The organism is Paenibacillus sp. FSL H8-0282 (assembly GCF_037963825.1).
GTDB lineage: Bacteria > Bacillota > Bacilli > Paenibacillales > Paenibacillaceae > Paenibacillus_AQ > Paenibacillus_AQ odorifer.
Window position 1 is genome coordinate 1,739,305 of record NZ_CP150146.1, and the last position, 22,555, is coordinate 1,761,859.

Genomic DNA, 22,555 nt, shown 5'->3' on the forward strand with positions numbered 1-22,555 from the left:
TCCGGCTGGAAAGGATCTGAGGAGCAAAACGAATGTGGTTCGATTGCACTTCAAATTTATCTGATTCGGCTGGTGAGAGCATAGTGATGAGAAATGTGGCGAAATGGAAGCGTTATACAAAAGGCTGGTCAGGCTGTAAAGGCCGGTATTATCGTACAAACCTGATCATTATGCTGGTGGTGTCATCCATTCCGGGGTTTATTATTGGTGCGCTTGTCTACTGGATGGCAGGGGGACGCCTGGAGAGCGAGCTGCTGCAGATGCATAACAGGCAGATTGAACAGCGGGCGGCTAATATTGATGATCAGCTGTCCAATCTGGAGCTGATGCTGGCACATTGGGCTTTTGATCCCAAGTTTGATTACAGCTTGAATGGCCTTGATTTTATTCAGGATCATGAGCGGGCTTGGGATATTACGAAGACACTCGTAGTGATGCAGGGCTCGAACACGATGACGAGTAACGTTGAACTCTATCTATCAGGAGATCATCCATTACTATTTAATCCCGAATATGGCACGATTGACTCCAGCATGGTTTCTGGTCAATATGACAAATTGATTGATACTGAACAAAGCACCTATTGGACGCAGTGGGCATTCGATCCCAATAAACCAAATGTCAAAGAATTAACGCTTATCCATCATATTCCAGGCGGAAGCTTGAAGCCCTTCGGGGCTCTTTTGCTCCGCATGGATACGGAGAAAGTAGCTGCGATGCTACGAACTATGACACCTTATAATAGCGGCGAGACATTTTTGCTGCAGACGACGGGGGATTTGTACGTATCTGCTGGAGACAGTGCCGAGGATTCTCCCTTACTTACCGCATTGCATAATGAGATTGTGGAACGGGGCGCGAACCATGAGTCAAATCTTGAGTCCTCTTTTCTCTTCGACTGGGGTAAGGCTACATATGCAGTGACTTATGGTGAGTTTTCCCGACTCTCCGCAGACTGGCTCTATGTGTCCGCTTCACCGATAACCAGCATAACTTCACCTGTCGTCTTCATTTCAAGACTGATATTTTTAGTTAGCTTTAGTGCTTTGCTGCTGGCGGCGATTCTGTCTTGGTTTGCTTCCCGTAAAATCTATTCACCGATAGGACGTTTGCTGCAGACTTTGTTGCCTGACCAAGAGGCGGCTGCGAGTAGGGAGGATGAGTTCATTCTGATTGAACGGCATTGGCAGAACTTGCACGGGGAGAGCCATGCCCTGAAGTACACTCTTTCCGAGCAGCTTCCACATGTGAAGGAAAGCTTCCTGCATCAGCTGTTTCAGGGGTATTTATATTCTTATTCTGAGCAGGATCTGCAAAGCCGGATGCGGCGCTTTAAGTGGGAAGTAGAGGATTGTCATTATATTATTCTTTATATTCAGCTTACAGGCATCTCCAGCCAGGAGGGGAAGTTCCGCAACGGTGATGAAAGTCTTGTATCATTCGCCGCCGTCAATATTATCGGAGAATTGTCTGCCGAGCACTTTAAGCAGGCTGATATTATCAATTTCCATGATCTCACGGCAGGATTACTTCTTATCGAACCCGTTGCGAATCCATCGCTGGAAGCGGTGCAAGCCTTTAGCGAAGAACTGACAGGAACGATTAATCGCATGTTAAAAATGAGGGTAACAGTGGCGTTTAGTGCACCGGTTGGAAGGATATCCGGTATTCCGCTAGCGTTCGAGGCTGCGAAGCAAGCCGCTAGTTATCGCCAGTTTGGTGGTGAGAACCAGATTATTAATATGGAGCTACTGGATCGTGAGGGGCAAAGTACGCCAGAACCGCAATATTCGTTCACTTTGGAGCGCGGAATGATACAGGCCCTGCGCACAGGAGAAGCGGAAGAGGCTTACCGGCTGTTGGAGGAATTTCTGGAGGCACTGTGTGCCAATGGGGCAAAAGTGATTGATGTACAGCAGGGTATGCTTCATTTGTTAGGCAGTATTCAGCACGCCATTATGGTCTCAGGCATTCATCCAAACCAACTGTTCAAAGGGGCTAATCTGTACGCGGCACTGTCGCAAATTCATGAGCCGAAGCTTATCCTTGCCTGGTTTCAGGAAAAGGTAGTCGCACCGTATCTGACGGAGCTGAGTGAACGTTCTGATGCCGGAATCAAACGGACGATTGAGCATGCCATGATGTATATCAATGAGCATTATATGGATAATATTTCGCTGGATGGATGTGCGGATTATACAGGAATCAGCCCATTTTTACTGAGTAAATCATTCAAACGGGTCACCGGGAAAAATTTCATCGATTATCTGACCGGATTACGGCTTGATAAAGCCAAGGAGCTGCTGCGTGATACCTCGCTGCGAATTAACGATGTAGCTGAACAGGTGGGTTATCAGCATAGCTATTTTAACCGGATTTTTAAGAAACAAGAGGGAATAACTCCAAGCCGCTATAGAGAACTAAGCCATAATAATGAAGCTCTTTAAAAGTAAAGAGGACGTGCGGCGAAGAACGTATGAAGGAGATGGTTGTTGTGCCTACGGCTCTGCCGATTGGCCTGCATTGGCTAAAAAAGCCCGCTATTGATGTGGGTGTTACCTGGGGGGTTCCTTGGAAAAAAGGAGCGCTCGGCAGGGAATCGTTAAAGAATCTCTGCTTAAGTATGCCGAAGAACGAAAAGCATGTGCCGCTGCAAAGCTGGCCAGCAGCTTTTTGGCCAGACGGGAGCATCAAATGGTCCACGCACTCGGTAGTAAACAAAAATTCGGATATTCAGCAGGATTCCTTAGTGACAATGACAATAAATCAAGCGACTCCAGCTACGGAAGTGACAGAGCGACTAACTGTGCAGGAAACAGAGGAAGCTTTCATTATAGATACAGGTGTTATTATTTGCACGGTTAACAAGCAGGGGAAGGGTCTTATCCGCAGTATTGTGCGCAGAAATCCGGCGGACACGGAAGGAACCGAAGTATGCAGTAATGGCGAGCTTGTATGTATACGTGAACAGAGAGATGAGGGTGCTGGCACCCTGAGCATACGTGAGGAGCGATTCGCAGGACGAACGTTAAGGGCCATCCTTGAACAGGGCGGACCTGTTCGCGCAGTGGTGAAGCTAGATGGACTTCACCAAGCTTCGCACAGTGCTCGTGAGTGGCTTCCCTATACGTTACGTTTATATTTTTATGCTGGGCTGGAGTCTATTCGATTAGTTCATACGTTTCATTATGACGGTAATCCACAGCAGGATTTTATTAAAGGATTGGGAATAGAATTCACAGTGCCGCTGCGTGGACCTCTTTACAACCGCCATGTTCGTTTTGCCGGAGATAGCGGCTTGTTTAGCGAGTCTCCTAAGACGTTGCATACACGGCGAACCAAAGGTAAGTACCGTGATTTATTCCTCGATCAGGTAGCAGGATGTGCTGTGAAATTTAATCCAGAAGAGGATGCCTATTTCCTTAATTTATTGGATGACTCCGCCACTTGGGGCAGCTTTCGGCTGGTTCAAGATTCTTCCGAGCATTATGGGATCTGGAAGCGGACAGAGGATGGCTGCGCTTGGATCAAGGCAGCAGAAGGCCGCCGGGCAGGTGGGCTTGGTTATGTTGGGGCAGAGGGCGGAGGGCTAGCAATCGGGATGAAGAATTTCTGGCGTAAGCATCCGGCAGGAATGGAGATTGGTTCCACTGCCACTGACGCGGCAGCGCTTACTGTCTGGTTCTGGTCACCTGATGCGGCAGCTATGGACTTGCGGCATTATGATACGAAAACACATGTGGAATCCTCGTATGAAGGTGCAGAAGAATTACGGGCCACTCCATTTGGTATCGCTAATACTAGCGAGCTAACATTCTGGTGTACGGCGCAGACTCCCGGGCCTGAATTGTTGCAGCGGATGCAGGCAGAAGCTGAAGAACCTTCATTGCTGGTTTGCGAACCAACTTATTATCATGAAGCGGGTGCTTTTGGTTTCTGGAGTTTGCCTGATCGGAGCACGCCAGCCAAGGCATATCTGGAAGAGCGGCTGGACGGGATCATCTCCTTTTACCAGGAAGAGATCGAGCAGCGCAAATGGTATGGATTCTGGGACTATGGAGATTTCATGCACAGCTACGATCCGGTCAGACATGTATGGAACTATGATCTTGGCGGCTGCGCCTGGCAGAATTCCGAGCTGGTGCCAAATATGTGGTTGTGGGTAACGTTTCTCCGGTCCGGGAGAGCGGATGTGTTCCGTATGGCCGAAGCTATGACCAGGCATACGAGTGAGGTAGATGTATATCATTTTGGCGAATACGCCGGACTAGGCTCGCGGCATAATGTCATCCACTGGGGCTGCGGCTGCAAAGAGGCTCGTATCGCCATGGCGGGTCTGCATCGCTACTATTATTATCTGACCGGAGACGAGCGGGTCGGCGATATTATGGACAGTGTAAAGGATGCTGATTATTCAACAGTTACTCTGGATCCGATGCGGGCGTATTTTCCGAAGGATGAATTCCCGACTCATGTTAGGGTGGGTCCGGACTGGGCGGCCTTTAGCTCTAATTGGATGACCCGCTGGGAGCGGTTCGAGGATACCGCTTATCGTGACAAGATTATAACAGGTATGGATTGCATCAAAAGGGCAAATTTACGGCTATTATCTGGTCCCACATATGGTTATGATCCGGCAACTGGCCTATTGTCGGGAATGGGCGACGATAACTGGGGGCGTCATTTAGCCATTAGCATGGGAGGTCCGCAGGTGTGGTTCGAGCTGGCGGCAATGCTGGAGGACCCGGACTGGGAAGATATGCTGGCTGAGTTCGGCGTATTTTATAATTTGCCACAAGAAGAGAAGGACGCATTTACAGGAGGGTTGATTTCAGGAAAACTCCGTTTTGAGCATCCTGTACTCAGCGTAGCCATTGCTGCATATGGAGCATATTACCGCAAGGATCCAGCGACGGCAGAGCGGTGCTGGTCGATTTTGCTGGAGAATCCGTTTGGTTGTGTGAATCTACAGGAGGAAGCTGATCGGGTCACTTATATGACTGAGTTAAATGAGATCGATTGGATGAATACAAATGAAGCCTCGCAGTGGTCTTTAAATACGATCATTGCCTTGGAATTAATCGGTAGTGCTTTACCGGAACGCGCGGATTAAAGGCTTCATTGTGGGGAGGAATGATTTATGGCTAGGCCGATGCAGGACACGGGTATAGGTGGTTTGATCCCTGAAGCATGGAAACCAATCTACCATAATCCCCTCGCTTCAACTAGTGATATCGCTGGATTCCAGATGGAGGGAGCGGGAGCAGTTTCCTTCCCTTTGCAGCGAATGAGACTGGAGAGTACTATCCATGCCGAGGCCGGACAACAAGCAAATGTCGTTCTCTGGTGTCCAGAAGAGTTCCCGGCAGACCTCGCCGTATCTTGGAATTTCCGCCCATTGCGTGAGCCGGGGTTGGCGATTTTGTTTATCGCGGCCAAAGGAGAGGGTGGGAAGGATTTATTTGATTCCGCGCTTGCTCGCCGTACGGGTGAATATGATCAATACCATCACGGGCAGATAGACACGTATCATATCTCGTATTTTCGCAGGCGTTGGGTGGAAGAACGTGAATTTCATACCTGTAATTTGCGTAAAAGCTATGGTTTTCATCTGGTTACGCAGGCAGCCGATCCGCTTCCGGACGTCAGCGACATGACTGAGCCCTACCGGATGTTAGTGGTAAAGCGTGGTCCTATGCTGTTTTTTGCAATCAATGAACTGCCGGTTTTTACATGGATAGATGATGGTGAAACCTATGGGCCGCTACTGACAGGCGGGAAAATTGGGTTTCGACAGATGGCACCCCTGATGGCTGAATACTCAAATCTGACGGTTTTTGGACAGTAATGCGAAGGAGGCTTCAGATGGATGTCTATTATTTATTATTGTTACCCTGAAGGCAGACATAAGGCGCTTACAATGAGCTATGATGACGGCAGACGGGCTGACGAAAGATTGGTAAGACTATTTAACCGCCATGGGATTAGAGGAACATTTCATCTCAATTCTGGCCTGCTGGGTGAAGGTAATCGTATTGCGGCAGATGAAATAACTGAGCTGTACCAGGGACATGAGGTATCTGTTCATACGCAACACCATCCGACGATAGCCCGTTGTCCGCAGGAGCAAATCATCCATGAGATTATGGAGGATCGAAAGTGTTTTGAGACGCTGCTCCAGGTGCCGATACGGGGAATGTCTTATCCTAACGGTTCCTTTAACAAGGAGATAAAGAAGCTTTTGCCTCATTTAGGCATGGAATATGCCCGTGTGGTACAGACCACTGGCGGCGGCTTTGGGCTGCCGGAGGATTGGCTGGAATGGCGGGGGACTTGCCATCATAATGATCATTTGCTGGAGCATGCGGAGCAGTTCGTGAAGCTGCATAAACGGCAGTATTTATATCTGATGTATGTGTGGGGCCATAGTTATGAATTTGATAACGATAATAACTGGGAGCTGATGGAAAGCTTCTGTGAAGCAGTGGGAGGACTAGAGGAAATCTGGTACGCGACAAATATTGAACTCGTTCATTATATGAAGGCTTGTGAAGCCCTTATTTTCTCCGCTGCTCGGGATTTTGTATATAATCCGGGAGCGGTATCTGTCTGGCTGGAAATCGGCGGTGTGATTATAGAAGTAGCAGGCGGACAAACCGTCCGTTTCCCGGAGATCTAATCGAAGAGAGAAGACAGGAGGATTCTAATGAAAACGAAGGACACACAATTAGTCTATCAGCTGGCAAAAGTAGATATTTCCGCTGCCGGTCCACGCTGCAAAATGCTTATTGGCGATCTGAATGGGGATGGACGTGCGGAAATGCTGCTGGTTCAGCCGGATAATCGCCAGGATGTACGTTATATTCCCCATCAGGTGCAATGCCTGACTGCTTTTGATATGGATGGCAAGCTGCTGTGGCAGGTGGGCACACCCGATCCTGACGCTGGCAGCCAAGGCTCGGACTATCCAGCGCAAATTTATGATTTAGATGGTGATGGGGCGCTGGAAGTATTATGTGTAATGGATGGACGGTTTCATATTCTTGAAGGTTCAACAGGAACGGTTAAGTCGATATACGACTTACCTGCTGAACATGCACATGATTGTATTATCATCGCCAATCTAACAGGGCAAGAACACGCTTCCGACATCATTCTGAAGGACCGTTATCATCAACTGTGGGCCATGGATCAGGATTTCAATTTATTATGGACGCATAAAGGCAATGTAGGACATTATCCGTGGGTTCACGATCTTCATGGAAATGGACAGGATCAAGTGATGGCAGGTTATGATCTGCTTGATTCTAAAGGTGATTTATTATGGAGCTGCCATGATCTTGACGACCATGCGGACTGTATTTGGGTTGGCGATGTGAATGGAGATGGCTATCCTGAACTGGTTGTCGGCGGAAGCGTAACGGTGATGTATGACCGGGACGGACAAGAGCTTTGGCGTTATGACGGCTCCATCGAGTCACAGCATCTGGCGTTAGGCCGATTCCGGCCTGAACTGCCTGGTCTTCAGGTTGCCGGGCTGGACCGAATGATCCGCGAAGATGACGGCAAAGGGCTGAAGGGCAAGGATGCGTTGTTTCTTCTAGACTGTAATGGCAAGGAACTGTGGAAAGAAGAACGTACAAGCGACGGTTGGCTGACTATAGTTGAAGCCGTGAGTAACTGGCAATTTGGTTCTCCGGATTATATTCTCGCGTACCGCCGGGGAGGCGGAGTATATCCTGCTTTGTACGATGGACATATGCGGGTTGTAGCTGAATTCAAGGAGGAAGGTTATGCCGTTCACGGCGATCTTCTGGGATGTGGCAGGGAACAGGTTGTAATTTATAATGATGAGTCCGCAACGGTATATTCAAGCGAGTGGATAGATATTAGTACCTGTGCCTCTGAGAAATCGTTACCTCACCCTAAAAGATTGTACAACTCGACGCTGTATCCCGGTGGAGAAATAACGGTGTGAAGGAGGATACGCTTAGTGAGTACTTATATTCCAGAATACTTTCCTGATCCTGATTGTATTGCCAAATATAATGGGGGCAAAATCGAAAATGTACTGGCCGCAGTGGCCAGCCGTTTTATCGGTGCCTATCCCCCGCAGCCTCCGGTGTACCGGGTACATTCGCAGAGTGGTTTCAACCGGCTCCGCGACTGCCGTTACGATATGAATCTGGAAGAACGACTGCCGGAGCTAGCGGCAGGACAATTCGTATATGTGTGGGGAAAGCTGTGGAGTGACAATGAGGTAGATGCCCCTTTCTCAGTTAGTTGCTACAGTCCAGTTAAGGTTTACATAAATGGACGGCTGGTGTTTAGCTCCAATCTAAATGATGATGTGTTTCCGGACAGAAGGACGTTTTTTCGGGCGGGCATGGATAAAGGCTGGAACCATCTGGTACTGGAGTATGTTGCAACAGGTACAGGTTGCGGAGGGGTTTTTGGAACGGGCAGTGTCAAAGGTGCACCAGTACACTTTCTTACTCCGACGGCGCAGTTAAGCGGTTGTGAAGGTTGGATTTATAGTGGACCCCAGCAGACATCTTGGGCAGCTTGGCTGGAAGCTGAATTCACTGAAGAGCAAATGACAGCTCGCTGCGTTTGGTTTCCGACACAGCAATGGTCGCCACAGGAACAGGCAACTGGCAACTGTTCACGCATATTTGGGGAAATGCTGGGAGCCAAGGCGTATGCTTGGTGTAAGCTGGAAGTTAACAGCCTACAGGAAGACGACATTCGTCTGCAAGGTAGCTATCGTGGAATGGCTGAAATCTCTATCTATGTGAATGGGAAACTTGTAGCTGAGCATCAGAACGTGAAAGGTATGCTTGATATCCAACTGGAGCTTGGTTATGGACTACATGATCTGGTCGTGGAGTCCATCTGTGGAGAGGGGAATTGGGGATTTGAACTGGACGTACGGTCTGGTGGTGTTCAGAGTAGTCTCGTGCAACCATATCCCGTTGAAGGATTAACTGATCCATGGTTGTACCTTGGATTGTTCACCAAGGAGGCAGCGCCGAAAGTCTTAGAACTGACCTCTATGGATACTTTATTTGGGGAAGCGGATGAAGTAACCTTTTGGCGTGTAGACCAGCCGAATAGCTGGGTTAGGCCTTATTTGGAGAGTGTTATGTTTGGGCGCTGGAATTACCCTCTAGGCGTAACCCTGTACGGATTGCTGAGAACAGGAGTAGAGCTTAAGGCCCCCCATTATGCCGAATATGCACAACACCATATTGAGCAATGTACAGGGCTGCATAAATATGCCTTATGGGACCTTGGACGTTATGGCGCTCCGGGCATCAATCATCAGCTGGCGCTGATGGATTCGCTGGACGACTGCGGATCCTTCGGGGCAACGATGCTGGAAGCATATAAGCTTCGTTCACTACAGGGCGCACCGGAAGCTGCTGCTGAAATTGCCAATTATATTACTAAAGTGCAGAGCAGGCTGCCTGACGGAGCTCTGTATCGGACCAGTGGCACAGTTGATTTCATGCAGCAGACGATGTGGTGTGATGATTTGTATATGAGCACACCATTTCTAAGCAAATATTATGAATTGACCGGAAATGCGGCTTATCTTGATGATGCGGCGGCGCAGTTTTTACATTACAAGGAGCGGCTGTTCCAGCCGGAGCTTGGCATTATGCATCATGTGTATGATTATAAGTTTAATAAACCCAATGGCGTGCCTTGGGGCAGAGGTAATGGTTGGGTGATTTTCTCGCTGACTGAGCTGCTTGAAGTTATGCCTGAGCAACATCCGTTGCGATCTGATTTGCTTGATTATTTCCGCGAGCTTAGTAAAGGCTATCTTAAGCTGCAAGATGAGCGGGGCCTATGGCATCAAGTGTTGACGGATCCTGAGTCCTACGCGGAGGCTTCTTGTACCTCTATGTTTATTTACGCTTTTGCTAGAGGCGTACGCTGCGGTTGGCTGCTGGAACCAGACTCATACGTAACCTCTGCAATCAACGGCTGGAGCGGCTTAACCCGTCATTGTATTGACAAACAAGGCAATGTTTACGGTGTCTGCCGCGGTTCGGGTTATTCGTTTAATAAACTGTATTATAAAGATGAATTGACCTGGCAATTAAACGATACACATGGGATTGGCATCGTGTTGCTGGCCGGAATTGAGGTTCACAGGCTCGTACGAGATTTGGAAATGAAATCACATAACGAAGCAAAATGAATGGCATGATGAGGAATGAGATGACCGTATTAATCACAAAATGCCAGCTGAGCAGCGATACTCCATTAGTGGGGATCGCTGCTCTTTGTTGTGCGTTACATTGCTACCTAAACCGCCCCCCCGGCCCCCCCCGAAACCGCCGATTACTCCTGCTAGACAAAGTTATGCGGACTCAGATGACGTTATTTGCAGATTTATCGCCTTTTGGGGCCATTTTCGGACTCCAGTGACGTTATTCCCTCGGAAACGGTCAATATAGGTAACTTTTTATGCCAATAGCGACTATGGGGTCCGATAAAATTCCAAAATAGCGATTATGCTGCGAATAAGGTCCACTGGGTCCGATAGCCTCATGAACTTTGTTCGCACGAAAAGGTAATCTAGTGACGGGGTATTGTTGTTGCTCAGATGCTCCCGGTGCTCCCGATGCTCCTGATGCTCCCGATGGTCCTGATGCTCCCGATGCTCCTGATGCCCCCGATGGTCCTGATGCCCCCGATGCCCTCGATGCCCCAGATGCCCCCATGCCCATGGCAGTTCACATAAGGTGCTTGTGATCGACGGAGCGGCTACATAGAGAATCGGTTGTGATTTTTAGCTGTGGATCAGCGGTTTTGCTTGCGATATTGCAAGGGCGAACGTTTAACGATTTGTTTAAACACACGCCCGAAGTGGGCGATGCTGTCAAAGCCGGTATCCTCGGCGATGTTCGTAACTTTAGCGTTGGTGCTCTGCAAGAGACGTTGGGCTTCCTTGATCCGAATGTAGTTTAGATATTCTACGATGGTGAAGCCAGTCGTCTGCTTGAACACGCGGCAGAGATAGGTGCTGCTGATGAAAAAAGTCTCAGATAGCCGCTCCAATGTAAGCTTTTCAGCATAATGTGTTTGTAAAAAATCGATAATTTCGTAGACTTTTAGCTGCTTCTCACTGCTCTCAGGGGCAATGGGCTCGCGGCTTATTTCCTGTATTCTGTTCATTTCAATAAATAGTTGGATGAGCAGCGTTTGAAGATAGGGAATTTGCTGTGTCCGTGGTTCTGTTTGTTCTTTTAGCATGCTGAAAAGAAGATATTCAATGGCCCCCTGTTCATGTACTCCGGGCCGCAAAAGCAAGCTTTGTGTAGCCATAAATGGAAAAAGCAGCTCGAAGTGCGCCAATGTCTTTTGCAGAAAGCTTTCCTCAAAGTTAATTAAGATCCGTTCATGGCTTGCAGAGCCTTTAGACGTGGTACGATGGAGCTCGTTCTTGTTAATAAAAATCAGATCACCTTTACGCAAGGTGTAGATCAGGTTATTAATGTAATAACTGCGTTCCCCGGCGAGTAAATAATAGATTTCATAAGTATCGTGATAATGGTCGGAATCCATGCTGAATGGACCGGCTCTTTTTATTTGCTCAATTATAAAAGGAGGCTGAGGCTCCTGTTCCATGCTAAATCTGCTCCTTTCTGATAATGAAGATAATATATGCAAAGTTTTTGTTCTTTCTGCTAAGAATCGCTTAGATTAAGATATATTTTATACTATACACTATAAGAAGAAAACGCTTTTAAATTAATAAGTGATGGAGTGATCCTGATGTCCAACAAGAAATATGCTTTCGTAGGAACCGGCGGCCGAGCGGAGTTTTTTTATGGTGAGATCACCACGAATTATCGTGAAACCTCTGAGATTGTAGGCTTTTGTGATGTGAATGGAGCAAGAATGGATTATGCGAACCGTTTGCTGGAGGAAAAATATAAATATCAAGCGGTTCCTACCTATAAAGCTCATGAGTTTGACCGTATGATTGAGGAAACCAAACCTGACACGGTTATTGTCACGAGTATTGACCGCACGCATCATCGTTACATTATCCGGGCGATGGAGCTTGGCTGCGATGTTATTTCGGAGAAACCGATGACAGTGGATGAAGAGAAATGTCAGGAAATTCTTGAAGCGATTGAGCGGACTGGGAAAAAGCTGCGTGTGACCTTCAATTACCGCTATGCCCCACACAACACCAAAATCCGTGAACTCATTATGGACGGCGCGATTGGAGAAGTGCTTTCCGTCAACTTCGAGTGGCTGCTAAATACGCAGCATGGGGCGGATTACTTCCGCAGATGGCATCGTGATAAACGGAACAGCGGAGGTCTGTTGGTTCATAAATCCACACATCATTTCGATTTGATGAATTTCTGGCTGGGTTCGCGCCCAGATACGATTTATGCGATGGGTGATCTAAGATTTTATGGCAGAGAAAACGCGGAGAAGCGCGGGGTGACTGAGTTTTATCAGCGTGCTCATGGTAGCAGTGCGGCGGAAAATGATCCGTTTGCCCTGCATCTTAAAGATAATGAGCAGTTAAAGCAGATGTATCTGGATACGGAGCATGAGGATGGCTACCTGCGTGACCAAAGTGTGTTCGGTGATAATATCAGCATTGAGGATACGATGGCGGTTATGGTCAAATACAAAAATAAGACGATTATGAATTATTCACTTAATGCTTATCTGCCTTGGGAGGGTTTCATTGTGATATTTAATGGGACCAAGGGGCGGATGGAAGTAAAGGTCGTCGAACAGTCTTATGTAAATGCCGGAGGAAATAAGGAAGATGAAGGGGCGTTAAAAGACAAGCGGATCACGGTCTTCCCTCAGTTCGCAGCACCTTATGAAGTGGAGATTGAAGAAGGAGTTGGGGGGCACGGAGGCGGAGATCCTGTGATGCTGCGTGATATTTTTGAACGTCCGCTGGAGGATCGCTTTAATCGTGCGGCATCCCATGTGGACGGGGCGTTGTCTATTATGACCGGGATTGCGGCAAATCGTTCAATAGCTACTGGACTTCCAGTTAAGGTAGATCAGTTAATAAAATTGTAGTAGCCCGTTTATGAACAAGCGGCTTTGGGTTCGTAGGGTGCGTTTCTCCAGAATCCCGGAGGGCCCTCCGCTCTGTCCACATGTTAAGCCAACTTCTACTCTTAGATTGAGCTAAAAAAAGTGAAAATAAAAGGCTGTCTCCATAATCATCGTAGATGACTAAGAGACAGCCTTGTTTATTTTAGCTAAAACAATTATTGTTTGACGACGTTAAAGCCATCTTTTTGCAATTGGGTCACGATACCATCGTCACCGAGCATATGCAGCGCGCCAACGACGACAAGGTAAGTCGCTTTTTTATCACTATTCAAATATTCTTTTACATGCTTCACCATGTTGACGTTACGATCGGAAACCAGGCCTTTATAATACTCTGGCTCTTGCGCGACCGCTTTTGTCATCGCTACGAGCGACTGCTCATCACCTTGCATCCACATTTGGGATAGTGCATCCAGCGAAGCTGCTGCGGAAGTATTGTCCGTTTGATTGAGGCTGCCGAGTGTGTCGACAAGAAGCTTTTCTTGCAATCCATCTGAGAACTGGTCGAACATATTCAGCTGCAATTGTGTGTTTTCCAGTTCAATAATAGGTTTGTTCAGCTTGCCTGCTTTTTGTAAAAAATATAAATCAATGCCGGTATCCGCCGTATAACTTGTAACTTGCATCTGTAGACTTGAGACACCTTGGGTAACGACCCACGGTTTGAAGGAATCGAATGCATTTTCCGCCAGACCATTTGCTTTTAGCAGCTGAGTTACTTTGTTATATGTATCTGCGGATACATGATCCTTGAGCTTGGTTCCATCTGTATAAGAGCCTTTTTCCAAAATAAACTTTTGGATCTCAGCTTGATCAATCTTAGAGATATCTACTTCGACACCTAAATATTGCGAGGCTTCAAAAGCAGCTTCAATCTCCGGACGCAGCGGGTACATTTTGTCGTTAGCCACATGGATAGAACCAAGCAGATAGACGGTGTTGCCGTTGTTCTCCACTTTCCATAAGAATCCGGTGCTTCCGGCAGCTTGAGTATCGGCCACAAAAGTGATGGTGCGCAGCGCTGGACTCCACTCCACCTTATAGCCGATCGTTTCTCCTATAAAGCGGACAGGAACATAGGTGACATTGTTGATGGTTTTAGGAGCCACCTCTAGTTTTTTCTTCTCCCCGTTTACCGTTGCGGTTGTGCTACCGATGGTCAGTGAGAGGGCCAGTCCATTTTTGGTCCCTGTTACGGTTTGGGTTTTTTTATTCCAATTAATATTTACATTAAGCTTCTCTAGCAGGGGACGCATAGGAACTAGGGTCGTTCCTTTTTCTACAACAGGGTTAGAATTGCCTAACTTTATTTCGGTTCCATCAATCCATACACCGACAGGCTTTTCAGCAGCATGCGCAGTGGTAAAGACAGACATAACCATGAAAATGGATAAAAATAATGCACCTAGCTTTTTCATTAATAGGACACTCCGTTTCTAAAAAAGAATGAAAGATGTAAGTCACTCTCTGATTTTAACGTATTTTCCCATAAACAGTTATACCTTTTGTTACTATATTGATTTGATGCCTATGATTGGAAAGTAAACTTACAGTACTTCACGTCATTCAAAAGTCAAAATAATGCACATCAAAGCAAAAATCGCCCCTATTAGATCCTGTTCACTCTCCTTATCATGAAACGTAAGAAACGAAGAGCCTGAAGGGAGCAAGGAACTTATGTGGAGCAGTGCGATTGAAGATGCGATAGAGAAGGTACGTAAGAACATAGACCGGTTCGGGGGCAGTTTCCCTCATGTCAGCAGGAATGGAACTTATCAGCTCAATAACAACGACGACTGGACTAACGGATTTTGGAGCGGCATGTTGTGGTTGTGTTATGAATATACGCGGGATGACAGCTTCCGTATTGCGGCATCCCATACCGTAGAAGATTTCCGCCGCCGTTTCGCGGCAAAGACCGTGCTTGATCATCACGACATTGGCTTCCTGTATTCGTTATCCTCTAAAGCCCAGTGGATTATAGATAAAGACGAATCAGCGCGTCAACTGACATTGCAGGCGGCAGACCTGCTGCTGAAGCGCTGGCGTACAGCTGGCGGTTATATTCAGGCTTGGGGACCGGAGGGGGATACTCAGGAAGGCGGGCGGATCATTATTGATTGTCTGTTAAATCTTCCCCTTTTGTATTGGGCAGAAGAACAGACCGGTGATTCCGAATACAGGGAGGTGGCGGTCATGCAGGCGGAGAAAACGAGACGGTATCTGGTACGGGGAGATGACAGCTCTTACCATACGTTTTTCTTCGACCCGAAGACCGGAGAGCCGATTGGCGGCGCCACTCATCAGGGCTTTACTAACGGATCGACCTGGACGCGCGGGCAGGCTTGGGGTGTTTACGGTTTTGCATTATCCTACCGCTATACCAAAAATCCGTTGTATTTGGAAACGTCCAAGCGGATGGCCCGCTATTTTCTGGAGCATTTGCCGCAGGATCATGTCGCTTACTGGGATTTTAATGCTCCGGTATCTCCGGATACTTACCGGGATAGCTCGGCCTCAGCAATAGTAGCAGCCGGACTACAGGAACTGCTGGAGCTAATGGATGGGGAGGATTCGGAGCGGGCTTATTTTCAGCAGGGATTAGTGCAGTCGATGACTTCGCTTGTGCAGAACTATTCCACGCTCGGTGAAGAGGCGGAGGGGCTGCTGAAGCATGGTTCTTACCATGTGCGCGGCGATCTGTCTCCAGATGACTTCATGATCTGGGGAGATTATTTCTATCTCGAAGCATTGATGCGGCTGCAAAAAGGCAACAAGGGGTACTGGTATGAACGCTGATGGCCGACAAATCTCCCCCTATGCCGTCTTTGCGCTGCTCGACCTTGAGTTGCCCGCTTTAGCTCTAGTGAAGAATGCGCTCAGCCAAGCGCGGCAGGACGATGCGCTGACTGAATTACATCGGTATTTGACCCGACGGAGCACGCCGGGCTGGCGGATAGAGGATAACCGGAAGCAGCAACTTATTGACTATGTACGGCTTTATTGTGCAGACGAGCTGGAAGCTGTAATGAAAACAGCGGATGAAGTTGTGGAGCAGACGTTTCTCTTTCGTTTTCCCTGGGATATGGAGCGCAGCCGCATTCCGGTTACCTTTGAGGAAGAAATTGACTGGCGTCATGTTCCGGACAAGGATGTAGAATGGGCTTATATGCTGAATCGCCACCGCTACTGGGTGGCATTAGGACAAGCGTATGCGATAACAGGTAAAGAGAATTATGCGAGGGTATTTTGCTGCCAGCTTGAAGATTGGATAGACCGTAACCCCGTTCCAGACAAGCCTATGAATGATTCGCTGACATGGCGCACAATTGAAGCGGGCCTTCGTTGTGCTAACTGGATTAAAGGGCTGTCTTATATACAGAATAGTTCACTGCTCACACCAACGCTGCTGGCCAAAGTGATGATATCTCTGCATGAACACGGCCAATATTTAGCTTTATCGTTTACGGGCTGGAAGAAGATCAGCAACTGGGGGGTGCTGGAGACTTGTGGTTTGTTCCAAACTGCGCTCCACTTCCCTGAGTTCACTAGCGCCAATAACTGGCGACAGCTCAGTAAGGAGAGACTGGGTGAGACGGCTCGAATCCAGATCATGGCGGACGGCATCCACTGGGAGCAATCGCCCACCTATCACCATGAGGTTTTGGTATGTTTTCTCGACTGCATCCGCTTAGCCCGATTGAACGGACTGGAGCTTCCGGAAGAATTTCAGCAAAAGGTTCAGCAAATGGCTGTCGCTTCATTATATTGGGCCAAGCCGAATCACCGGCAGCCGATGCTTGGCGATAGTGATGACAGCGATATCCGTTCGCTTTTGACTTATGCGGGCTGGTTATTTCAGGATGCTGTACTCCGTTTTGGCGGATACGATCAAATGGATTATGACAATGCCTGGTTGTTTGGGATAAATGGAGTTGAGGGCTATGAGCGGCTGAATGCGGAGCTACCGCCAAACTTGTCACGCTCCTATGCACATTCCGGCCATTATGTGATGCGAACGGGCTGGGACGAGCAGGATTTGTACCTATATTTTCACTGCGGACCGCTTGGGGGTGGACATGGGCACGCGGATCTGCTACATTTCGATCTGTATGCCTATGGGCGGGATCTGCTTACCGATCTTGGCAGATACAACTATAGTGATCATACACCACTTAGAAAAGCGCTAAAAGAAAGCGCTGCCCATAATACGACCACTGTCGACGGAATTGGATTTACCGAAGTCACGGATACATGGTCCTTCTCTCAGATTGCGAAGCCAACGGGCTGCCAATGGATCAGCCATCCGGACTTTGATTATGTAGAGGGCAGCCATGACGGCTACCGTCATTTGGATGATCCGGTCAACCCGTTAAGGAGGATCCTATTTATTAAGCCTTTTTACTGGCTTCTGGTGGACAGCTTCAGTTCCCGGCAGGAGCATACATTTTCCCAGCATTTTCATTTTGCACCCGGAACGGTTCAGATGGAAGACGGAACGCTAATATGCCGTACAAAAAATGAGCGGGAAGCCAATCTTTGTATCCTTCCTGTTCATGTTGATGGTCTTCAGGGCAGGGTTGATGCTGGGGTAATCTCCCGCGAATATAATCTGCTGGAACCCAATCAGTATGCTGTGTACTCCCGAAAGGGGAAAGGAACGGTCTCGATCATGCAGGTGCTGTACCCGCAGTCTTCGGGTGAGTTGTTCTGTCCGCTGGTCGAACAGGTGCCGATTTACCGCCATACGGGTGAACCGGTGGCTGCTGCACACGCGGAGGCCTGCCGCATCATCCTCCCCGAAAGGAATGAGGAGCATATTATCGTGATCAGCCACGAGATTCCATCCAGTCACTTAGATTCCTATGTAGTGGAAGGCGTACAAATTTTTGGAGAAGTAGTGCTTATTGTTTCTGCAGACGGTCAAAAGAAGGTCACGGTAATCAGATAATGTATGAATACTGGACAACGGGCTGATAGAATAAAAGAAAAGAGCATGAGAGAGGCGCGGAGAAAACATGTTCAAATTCACTTACTATAGACGTATCCAGGTTTCATTTCTTTTGCTGATTTTTATCCCGCTGATTGCAGTATCGATCATTTCCTTCGTGCTCATCCGGGATACGATGGTAGAGAAGCTGCAGCTCAGCAACGATAACTTCCTGAACGTTATGATTGACGAATTAAACAAAACTATTGATGATGTGACGTTCGCTTCCCATTTTATTGTAAACGATACCAATTTCCGCGCTAATCTGAAGTCATTTGCGGATACTGAGCGGCTGAATAGCTATCAGGATTACGTACATTTTACGCAAATTCAAGATGTGTTTTCGCTCATCAACTCTAAGCCGTTGAATAATAATATCCGCATGTATTTGGTCAACCGGAAACACTTTGTGATCTCCTCTGGGACGGAGAATTTATCCGTGATCAATGCCAACCTGGACAAGCTGATGAGCCGTGTCAATATTCACGAACCGGAGACCTTGCAATGGCTTGGGATGGCTGATAGCGGTTCCGGTAAAAGCAGCAGCTATTATATTGCCAGAGTTATCTATGACAGCCGGGAGAAACGGCAGGTGTCCGTGCTGCTTATCTCAATTCCTGAATCCTATTTCAATAAATTGCTCGGACCCGTCGAATTTGGCAAGGTTGCGTTATTTGATTCGGGAGGAGGCTTGATCGCTGGGAACTCAGAATTGGCTCCAGAAGGCAAGGAAGCAAGAGGAAGCGTTCGTACGGCCAGAGCTATCGACAAATCCAATTGGCAGCTGATCTATGAAGCTTCGGAGAAAGAATGGTCAGGCCAGATCTCGCGGACGTTTTATAGTGGCATTGGCTTGGTACTCCTCTTATTTATTGTCTTTTCGGCTACCTCCATGCTGATTGCCAAAAGATTGCATAGTCCGATCATGAAGCTGCAGCGCGTTGTGCGCCAGTTCGGGATGGGGAATCTTGATGTCAGGCTGGAGGTCAAGGGCAAGGATGAAATCGCTGAGCTGGGGCAGACGTTGAATACTATGCTGGACCAGCTGCAAGGACTGATTCACGACATCGAGCTGGAGCAGGAACAGAAGCGGGTGATGGAGCTGGAGGCGCTGTTTATGCAGATTCGCCCCCACTTTTTGATCAACACGTTGAATTCGATTAAATGTAGCCTTATTTTGACCAAAGATAAGCTGCATAGCGGGATCATCGATTCATTAATGAGTCTGCTCCGGGCCTATTTGAAGGTCAATGAACCGGCTACCTTGCGGGAAGAATGCAAACTGCTTGGCCATTATATCGATATTATGAAGATCCGCAACGAAATCCCTCTTGAACTGGAGGTCGATCTGGAAAAGGATACAGAGAAGCTCATCGTCCCTAAGCTAATTTTGCAGCCCCTTGTAGAAAATGCAATCGTCCACGGATTGGTTGACCACCCGGCACCGCGTATTGTCGTTCGCTCGCGAACGGTCCCTGATGGGATCATGATTGAAGTTGAAGATAATGGCTGCGGTGCAGGGGCTGAAGTTCTGGCGGGCCTGAACCGCAGGTTACTGTATAAGGACGATGAACAGGATGAAGCTTATCAAAGGGTAGGGTTAATGAACGTAGTTCAAAGGCTGAGGCTGACCTATGGGCAGGATACCCGCTTGTCGCTGCATAATCTGCCGCAGGGTGGGGTGTCCGTTTCTCTGTATTTGCCGCAAGGCAATCATCAGGTTAATCTGTCAGAGAGAGAGGGATATTGATGTATAAAGTGATGCTCATAGACGATGATGTTCCTATGCTCAAAGTGCTTCAGCAGATGATTGACTGGGAGGCACATAGCTTGCAGATTGTCGGCAGCACCTATTCCAGTGCCAAGGCGTTATTAATGTTTGAGGAAGTGCAGCCTGACATTGTGATCACGGATATTGGTTTGCCGCAAAAGAACGGGATTGAGCTAGCCGATTGCTTCACCCGCATGAAGCCGGAGGTCAGAATTATTTTCCTGACCTGTCATGAGGATTTCCATTATGCTCAGCAAGCGGTAAAGCTGAAAGTGGATGATTATTTAATCAAGGACCAGCTTACAGAAGAGCAACTGGAGAAAAGCCTTGCCAAGTCCGTACACTTGCTTAAGTCGAAGATCGGGTTGATCAGCCATGGGGAGACAGGCTACAACAGCCAGCTCTTCCGGCAGAACCTGCTGCAAAGGGTGATTGGCGGTGCTCCGCCTGAAACCACACTGGCCTATGCGGCGCAAATCGGCATATCCTGGACGTATCCGTGGTTTATGCTGGGCACGGTCAGTATTCATTTTTCCAGCTTCGACAAGCGATACAAGCAGAGCGAGTATCCACTTATTTTATATGCTATTTACAATATAGCCTTGGAACTGTCCGAAACATGTGAAGGGATTACGCCTTTCTTGGAGCAAAAGAATATTGTGATTTTATATAATTACCGTGTGAATCTGGCGCAGAATGCCAGTCTTCATTTTCATGATTATTTACAGCGGCTGTGTTCCGAATGCTCCCATCTCCTAAAGATTCAACCGGGCATTATTGCCGTCACAGAGAAAATGGAGCTACAGGCGATCGGCCAGATCCATCGGCAGATTGTTCAGGACAAATGCGAGTTCTATGCAAGTGCGGATTACACGGTTCTGGATACTCTGCAAATCGCTTCTCCACGTTTCCAGCCTGCTCCCCAAGGATTTCTGGACAGCTATATCCCGCAGATGGAACGGGCCGTGATTAAAAAAGACCTTGAAGCCATCCGTGGCACTCTACAGGAAATCGCTAGGACTGCAAAAGCAATGTCTATTCATCCTGGCGATTTCGCCCGGGATTTATCCTTTATGCTCCGCGGCATCGAGTTAATGTTTACGAGCCTGATGTTCGATGAGGATCTGTTCGTCTATCTTGTGCAGACCCGCACACTTGAAGATACGATGGAACTGGTGGAAAGAAAGCTTGTACAGATTACAGGCAGCAAGCAGCAGGTGACAGGAGCTTCTCCGCAGGAGCCCAAGCTGCAGCTTATCCAGCAGTATATCGACCAGCATCTTGGCGATAATATCACCTCAATTGATATGGCACGTTATCTGTTTCTGGATCCAAGCTATTTTTCGCGTTATTTCAAGCGCATGACTGGCCTGACCTTTACGGACTATGTACATCAGCACAAGATGAAGGTCGCTACCAAAATGCTGAAAATCTCCAGCCAGAACCTGGAGTCGCTGGCCGTCGGCCTGGGATATTCGGACAGAACCTATTTTTCAAAAGTGTTCAAAAAATATGTAGGAACAACGCCAAGCGAATATAAATCCAAACATTCGGTACGCTGAGAAGCACAATTGTTAATGATATGAACAGACGCGCCGCCCCTCTAGGGCGGTTTTTTGTTGTCGGCGGACAAAGGTCAAAATCTTGCACATTCCGGGTCATAATCACTCCTTCTTGCGGAAGGCGGATGTATTACTATAATGACAAATCAAATTGTCGAGGTGATACAACGTGGAGGCTGCAAAACAACCTGTGCCAAAAATTCTGCAAGAGAAGCGGAAATTCTGGACTCCGCAACGGAAAGAGGCTTTAACCGGGTGGCTGTTTTTGGCACCCGAAATTGTCGGGATGCTTTTTCTTAATGTATTTGCGCTTGGATTCTCACTTTATTTGAGCTTCTCGAAATGGGATCTATTGTCGGGAGTCAAAGGAATCGAGTTCATCGGATTGGATAACTATATCAAAATGTTCCATGATCCGAGTATCATTCAAGCTTTGAAGAACAATGCTTTTTATATGATTATGACCGTGCCGATACCGATTGCGATTGCGCTGGTGCTCGCGGCATTGATTCAAAACAGTGTGTTCCTCAAAAATTATTTTAAAGTGGCTTTCTTTATTCCTTATATTTCTTCGATTATTGCGATAGCTGCCGTATGGAGTGCATTGTTCCATCCGTCTCTTGGACCGATCAATCAGTTGCTGATGGAGTTTGGAATTTCCAGCCCTCCGAAATGGCTAGTTGATCCAAAGACGTCACTGTTATCCATTGCTATTATCAGTTCTTGGGCGAGTCTTGGCTACACCATTATTATCTATATGGCTGGCTTGACGAATATTTCCGATGAAATCTACGAAGCCGCCGAAATAGATGGCGCCAGCGCGCTGAAAAAATTCTTTGCCATCACAGTTCCGATGCTGCGTCCGACCACATTTTTCCTGCTTATTACCATGCTGATTGGCTCGTTTAAGGTGTTCGACATCATCGCCTTTTTGACCGAAGGCGGCCCGAATAATTCTTCTACCGTGCTTGTGTTCAGGATCTATGAGGAAGGGTTCAAATACTACAACATGGGCTATGCTTCTGCAATTTCCTGGCTGCTATTCGCTGTTATCGGCTTGATTACCGCGGCCACTTGGAAAATGAGAAATGAAGAATAAAGGGGGGAGATTAA

Annotated in this window: 14 protein-coding genes; 12 read left to right on the forward strand and 2 right to left on the reverse strand. The window is 47.7% G+C overall.

What is annotated here, in order from left to right; genetic code table 11:
* Positions 1–32: 32 nt before the first annotated feature.
* Genes NST94_RS07590 through NST94_RS07615 form a run of 6 tightly spaced genes read left to right on the forward strand, consistent with a single transcriptional unit; the run spans position 33 to position 10,213 of the window.
* On the forward strand, positions 33–2,447 hold the full coding sequence (locus tag NST94_RS07590) for a helix-turn-helix domain-containing protein (RefSeq protein ID WP_339281848.1): 2,415 nt from the start codon (positions 33–35) through the stop codon (positions 2,445–2,447).
* 38 nt (positions 2,448–2,485) lie between these two features.
* Entirely contained in the window at positions 2,486–5,113 is a 2,628-nt protein-coding gene (locus NST94_RS07595; RefSeq protein WP_339282133.1) for a hypothetical protein, read from the forward strand.
* Positions 5,114–5,140: 27 nt separating this feature from the next.
* Positions 5,141–5,848: a DUF1961 family protein gene (locus NST94_RS07600; protein WP_179086343.1), complete on the forward strand. Its 708-nt coding sequence runs from the start codon at positions 5,141–5,143 to the stop codon at positions 5,846–5,848.
* Positions 5,849–5,869: 21 nt separating this feature from the next.
* Positions 5,870–6,679 (forward strand): polysaccharide deacetylase family protein, encoded by an 810-nt coding sequence (locus NST94_RS07605; protein ID WP_339281849.1) that lies wholly within the window; start codon positions 5,870–5,872, stop codon positions 6,677–6,679.
* A 27-nt stretch (positions 6,680–6,706) separates the two neighbouring features.
* Complete coding sequence (locus NST94_RS07610; RefSeq protein ID WP_076130716.1) at positions 6,707–7,978, forward strand: FG-GAP repeat protein; 1,272 nt, start codon at positions 6,707–6,709, stop codon at positions 7,976–7,978.
* 15 nt (positions 7,979–7,993) lie between these two features.
* Positions 7,994–10,213: a glycoside hydrolase family 88 protein gene (locus tag NST94_RS07615; protein ID WP_339281850.1), complete on the forward strand. Its 2,220-nt coding sequence runs from the start codon at positions 7,994–7,996 to the stop codon at positions 10,211–10,213.
* 605 nt (positions 10,214–10,818) lie between these two features.
* Here the strand turns inward: NST94_RS07615 and NST94_RS07620 are convergent.
* Positions 10,819–11,646 (reverse strand): helix-turn-helix domain-containing protein, encoded by an 828-nt coding sequence (locus NST94_RS07620; RefSeq protein ID WP_076184735.1) that lies wholly within the window; start codon positions 11,644–11,646, stop codon positions 10,819–10,821.
* A 147-nt stretch (positions 11,647–11,793) separates the two neighbouring features.
* Between NST94_RS07620 and NST94_RS07625 the strand changes: the two genes are divergently transcribed.
* Positions 11,794–13,080 (forward strand): Gfo/Idh/MocA family oxidoreductase, encoded by a 1,287-nt coding sequence (locus tag NST94_RS07625; RefSeq protein ID WP_076301919.1) that lies wholly within the window; start codon positions 11,794–11,796, stop codon positions 13,078–13,080.
* 194 nt (positions 13,081–13,274) lie between these two features.
* Here the strand turns inward: NST94_RS07625 and NST94_RS07630 are convergent, their stop codons facing one another.
* On the reverse strand, positions 13,275–14,537 hold the full coding sequence (locus NST94_RS07630; RefSeq protein WP_036675660.1) for a TraB/GumN family protein: 1,263 nt from the start codon (positions 14,535–14,537) through the stop codon (positions 13,275–13,277).
* Between the two features lie 259 nt (positions 14,538–14,796).
* Between NST94_RS07630 and NST94_RS07635 the strand changes: the two genes are divergently transcribed.
* From NST94_RS07635 to NST94_RS07655, 5 genes are all read left to right on the forward strand, one after another.
* Entirely contained in the window at positions 14,797–15,918 is a 1,122-nt protein-coding gene (locus NST94_RS07635) for a glycoside hydrolase family 88 protein (RefSeq protein WP_076192904.1), read from the forward strand.
* Positions 15,908–18,070, forward strand: a complete 2,163-nt coding sequence (locus NST94_RS07640; protein WP_280752651.1) for an alginate lyase family protein — start codon at positions 15,908–15,910, stop codon at positions 18,068–18,070. Before NST94_RS07635 ends, NST94_RS07640 begins: the two co-directional genes overlap by 11 nt.
* A gap of 67 nt (positions 18,071–18,137) precedes the next feature.
* Complete coding sequence (locus NST94_RS07645; protein ID WP_076301916.1) at positions 18,138–19,859, forward strand: histidine kinase; 1,722 nt, start codon at positions 18,138–18,140, stop codon at positions 19,857–19,859.
* Complete coding sequence (locus NST94_RS07650) at positions 19,859–21,442, forward strand: response regulator (protein WP_076100553.1); 1,584 nt, start codon at positions 19,859–19,861, stop codon at positions 21,440–21,442. The genes NST94_RS07645 and NST94_RS07650 overlap by 1 nt, the downstream gene beginning before the upstream one ends.
* Before the next feature lie 169 nt (positions 21,443–21,611).
* Positions 21,612–22,541, forward strand: coding sequence for a sugar ABC transporter permease (locus NST94_RS07655; RefSeq protein WP_051490863.1), 930 nt, complete (start codon positions 21,612–21,614; stop codon positions 22,539–22,541).
* Positions 22,542–22,555: the final 14 nt, after the last annotated feature.

Bases quoted from the DNA above. Each gene is read 5' to 3' on its own strand.
- NST94_RS07630 (WP_036675660.1), bottom strand. From the start codon at position 14,537: ATGAAAAAGCTAGGTGCATTATTTTTATCCATTTTCATGGTTATGTCT.
- NST94_RS07590 (WP_339281848.1), top strand. From the start codon at position 33: ATGTGGTTCGATTGCACTTCAAATTTATCTGATTCGGCTGGTGAGAGC.
- NST94_RS07625 (WP_076301919.1), top strand. From the start codon at position 11,794: ATGTCCAACAAGAAATATGCTTTCGTAGGAACCGGCGGCCGAGCGGAG.
- NST94_RS07650 (WP_076100553.1), top strand. From the start codon at position 19,859: ATGTATAAAGTGATGCTCATAGACGATGATGTTCCTATGCTCAAAGTG.
- NST94_RS07610 (WP_076130716.1), top strand. From the start codon at position 6,707: ATGAAAACGAAGGACACACAATTAGTCTATCAGCTGGCAAAAGTAGAT.
- NST94_RS07600 (WP_179086343.1), top strand. From the start codon at position 5,141: ATGGCTAGGCCGATGCAGGACACGGGTATAGGTGGTTTGATCCCTGAA.
- NST94_RS07635 (WP_076192904.1), top strand. From the start codon at position 14,797: ATGTGGAGCAGTGCGATTGAAGATGCGATAGAGAAGGTACGTAAGAAC.
- NST94_RS07605 (WP_339281849.1), top strand. From the start codon at position 5,870: ATGTCTATTATTTATTATTGTTACCCTGAAGGCAGACATAAGGCGCTT.
- NST94_RS07620 (WP_076184735.1), bottom strand. From the start codon at position 11,646: ATGGAACAGGAGCCTCAGCCTCCTTTTATAATTGAGCAAATAAAAAGA.
- NST94_RS07645 (WP_076301916.1), top strand. From the start codon at position 18,138: ATGTTCAAATTCACTTACTATAGACGTATCCAGGTTTCATTTCTTTTG.
- NST94_RS07595 (WP_339282133.1), top strand. From the start codon at position 2,486: ATGGTTGTTGTGCCTACGGCTCTGCCGATTGGCCTGCATTGGCTAAAA.
- NST94_RS07640 (WP_280752651.1), top strand. From the start codon at position 15,908: ATGAACGCTGATGGCCGACAAATCTCCCCCTATGCCGTCTTTGCGCTG.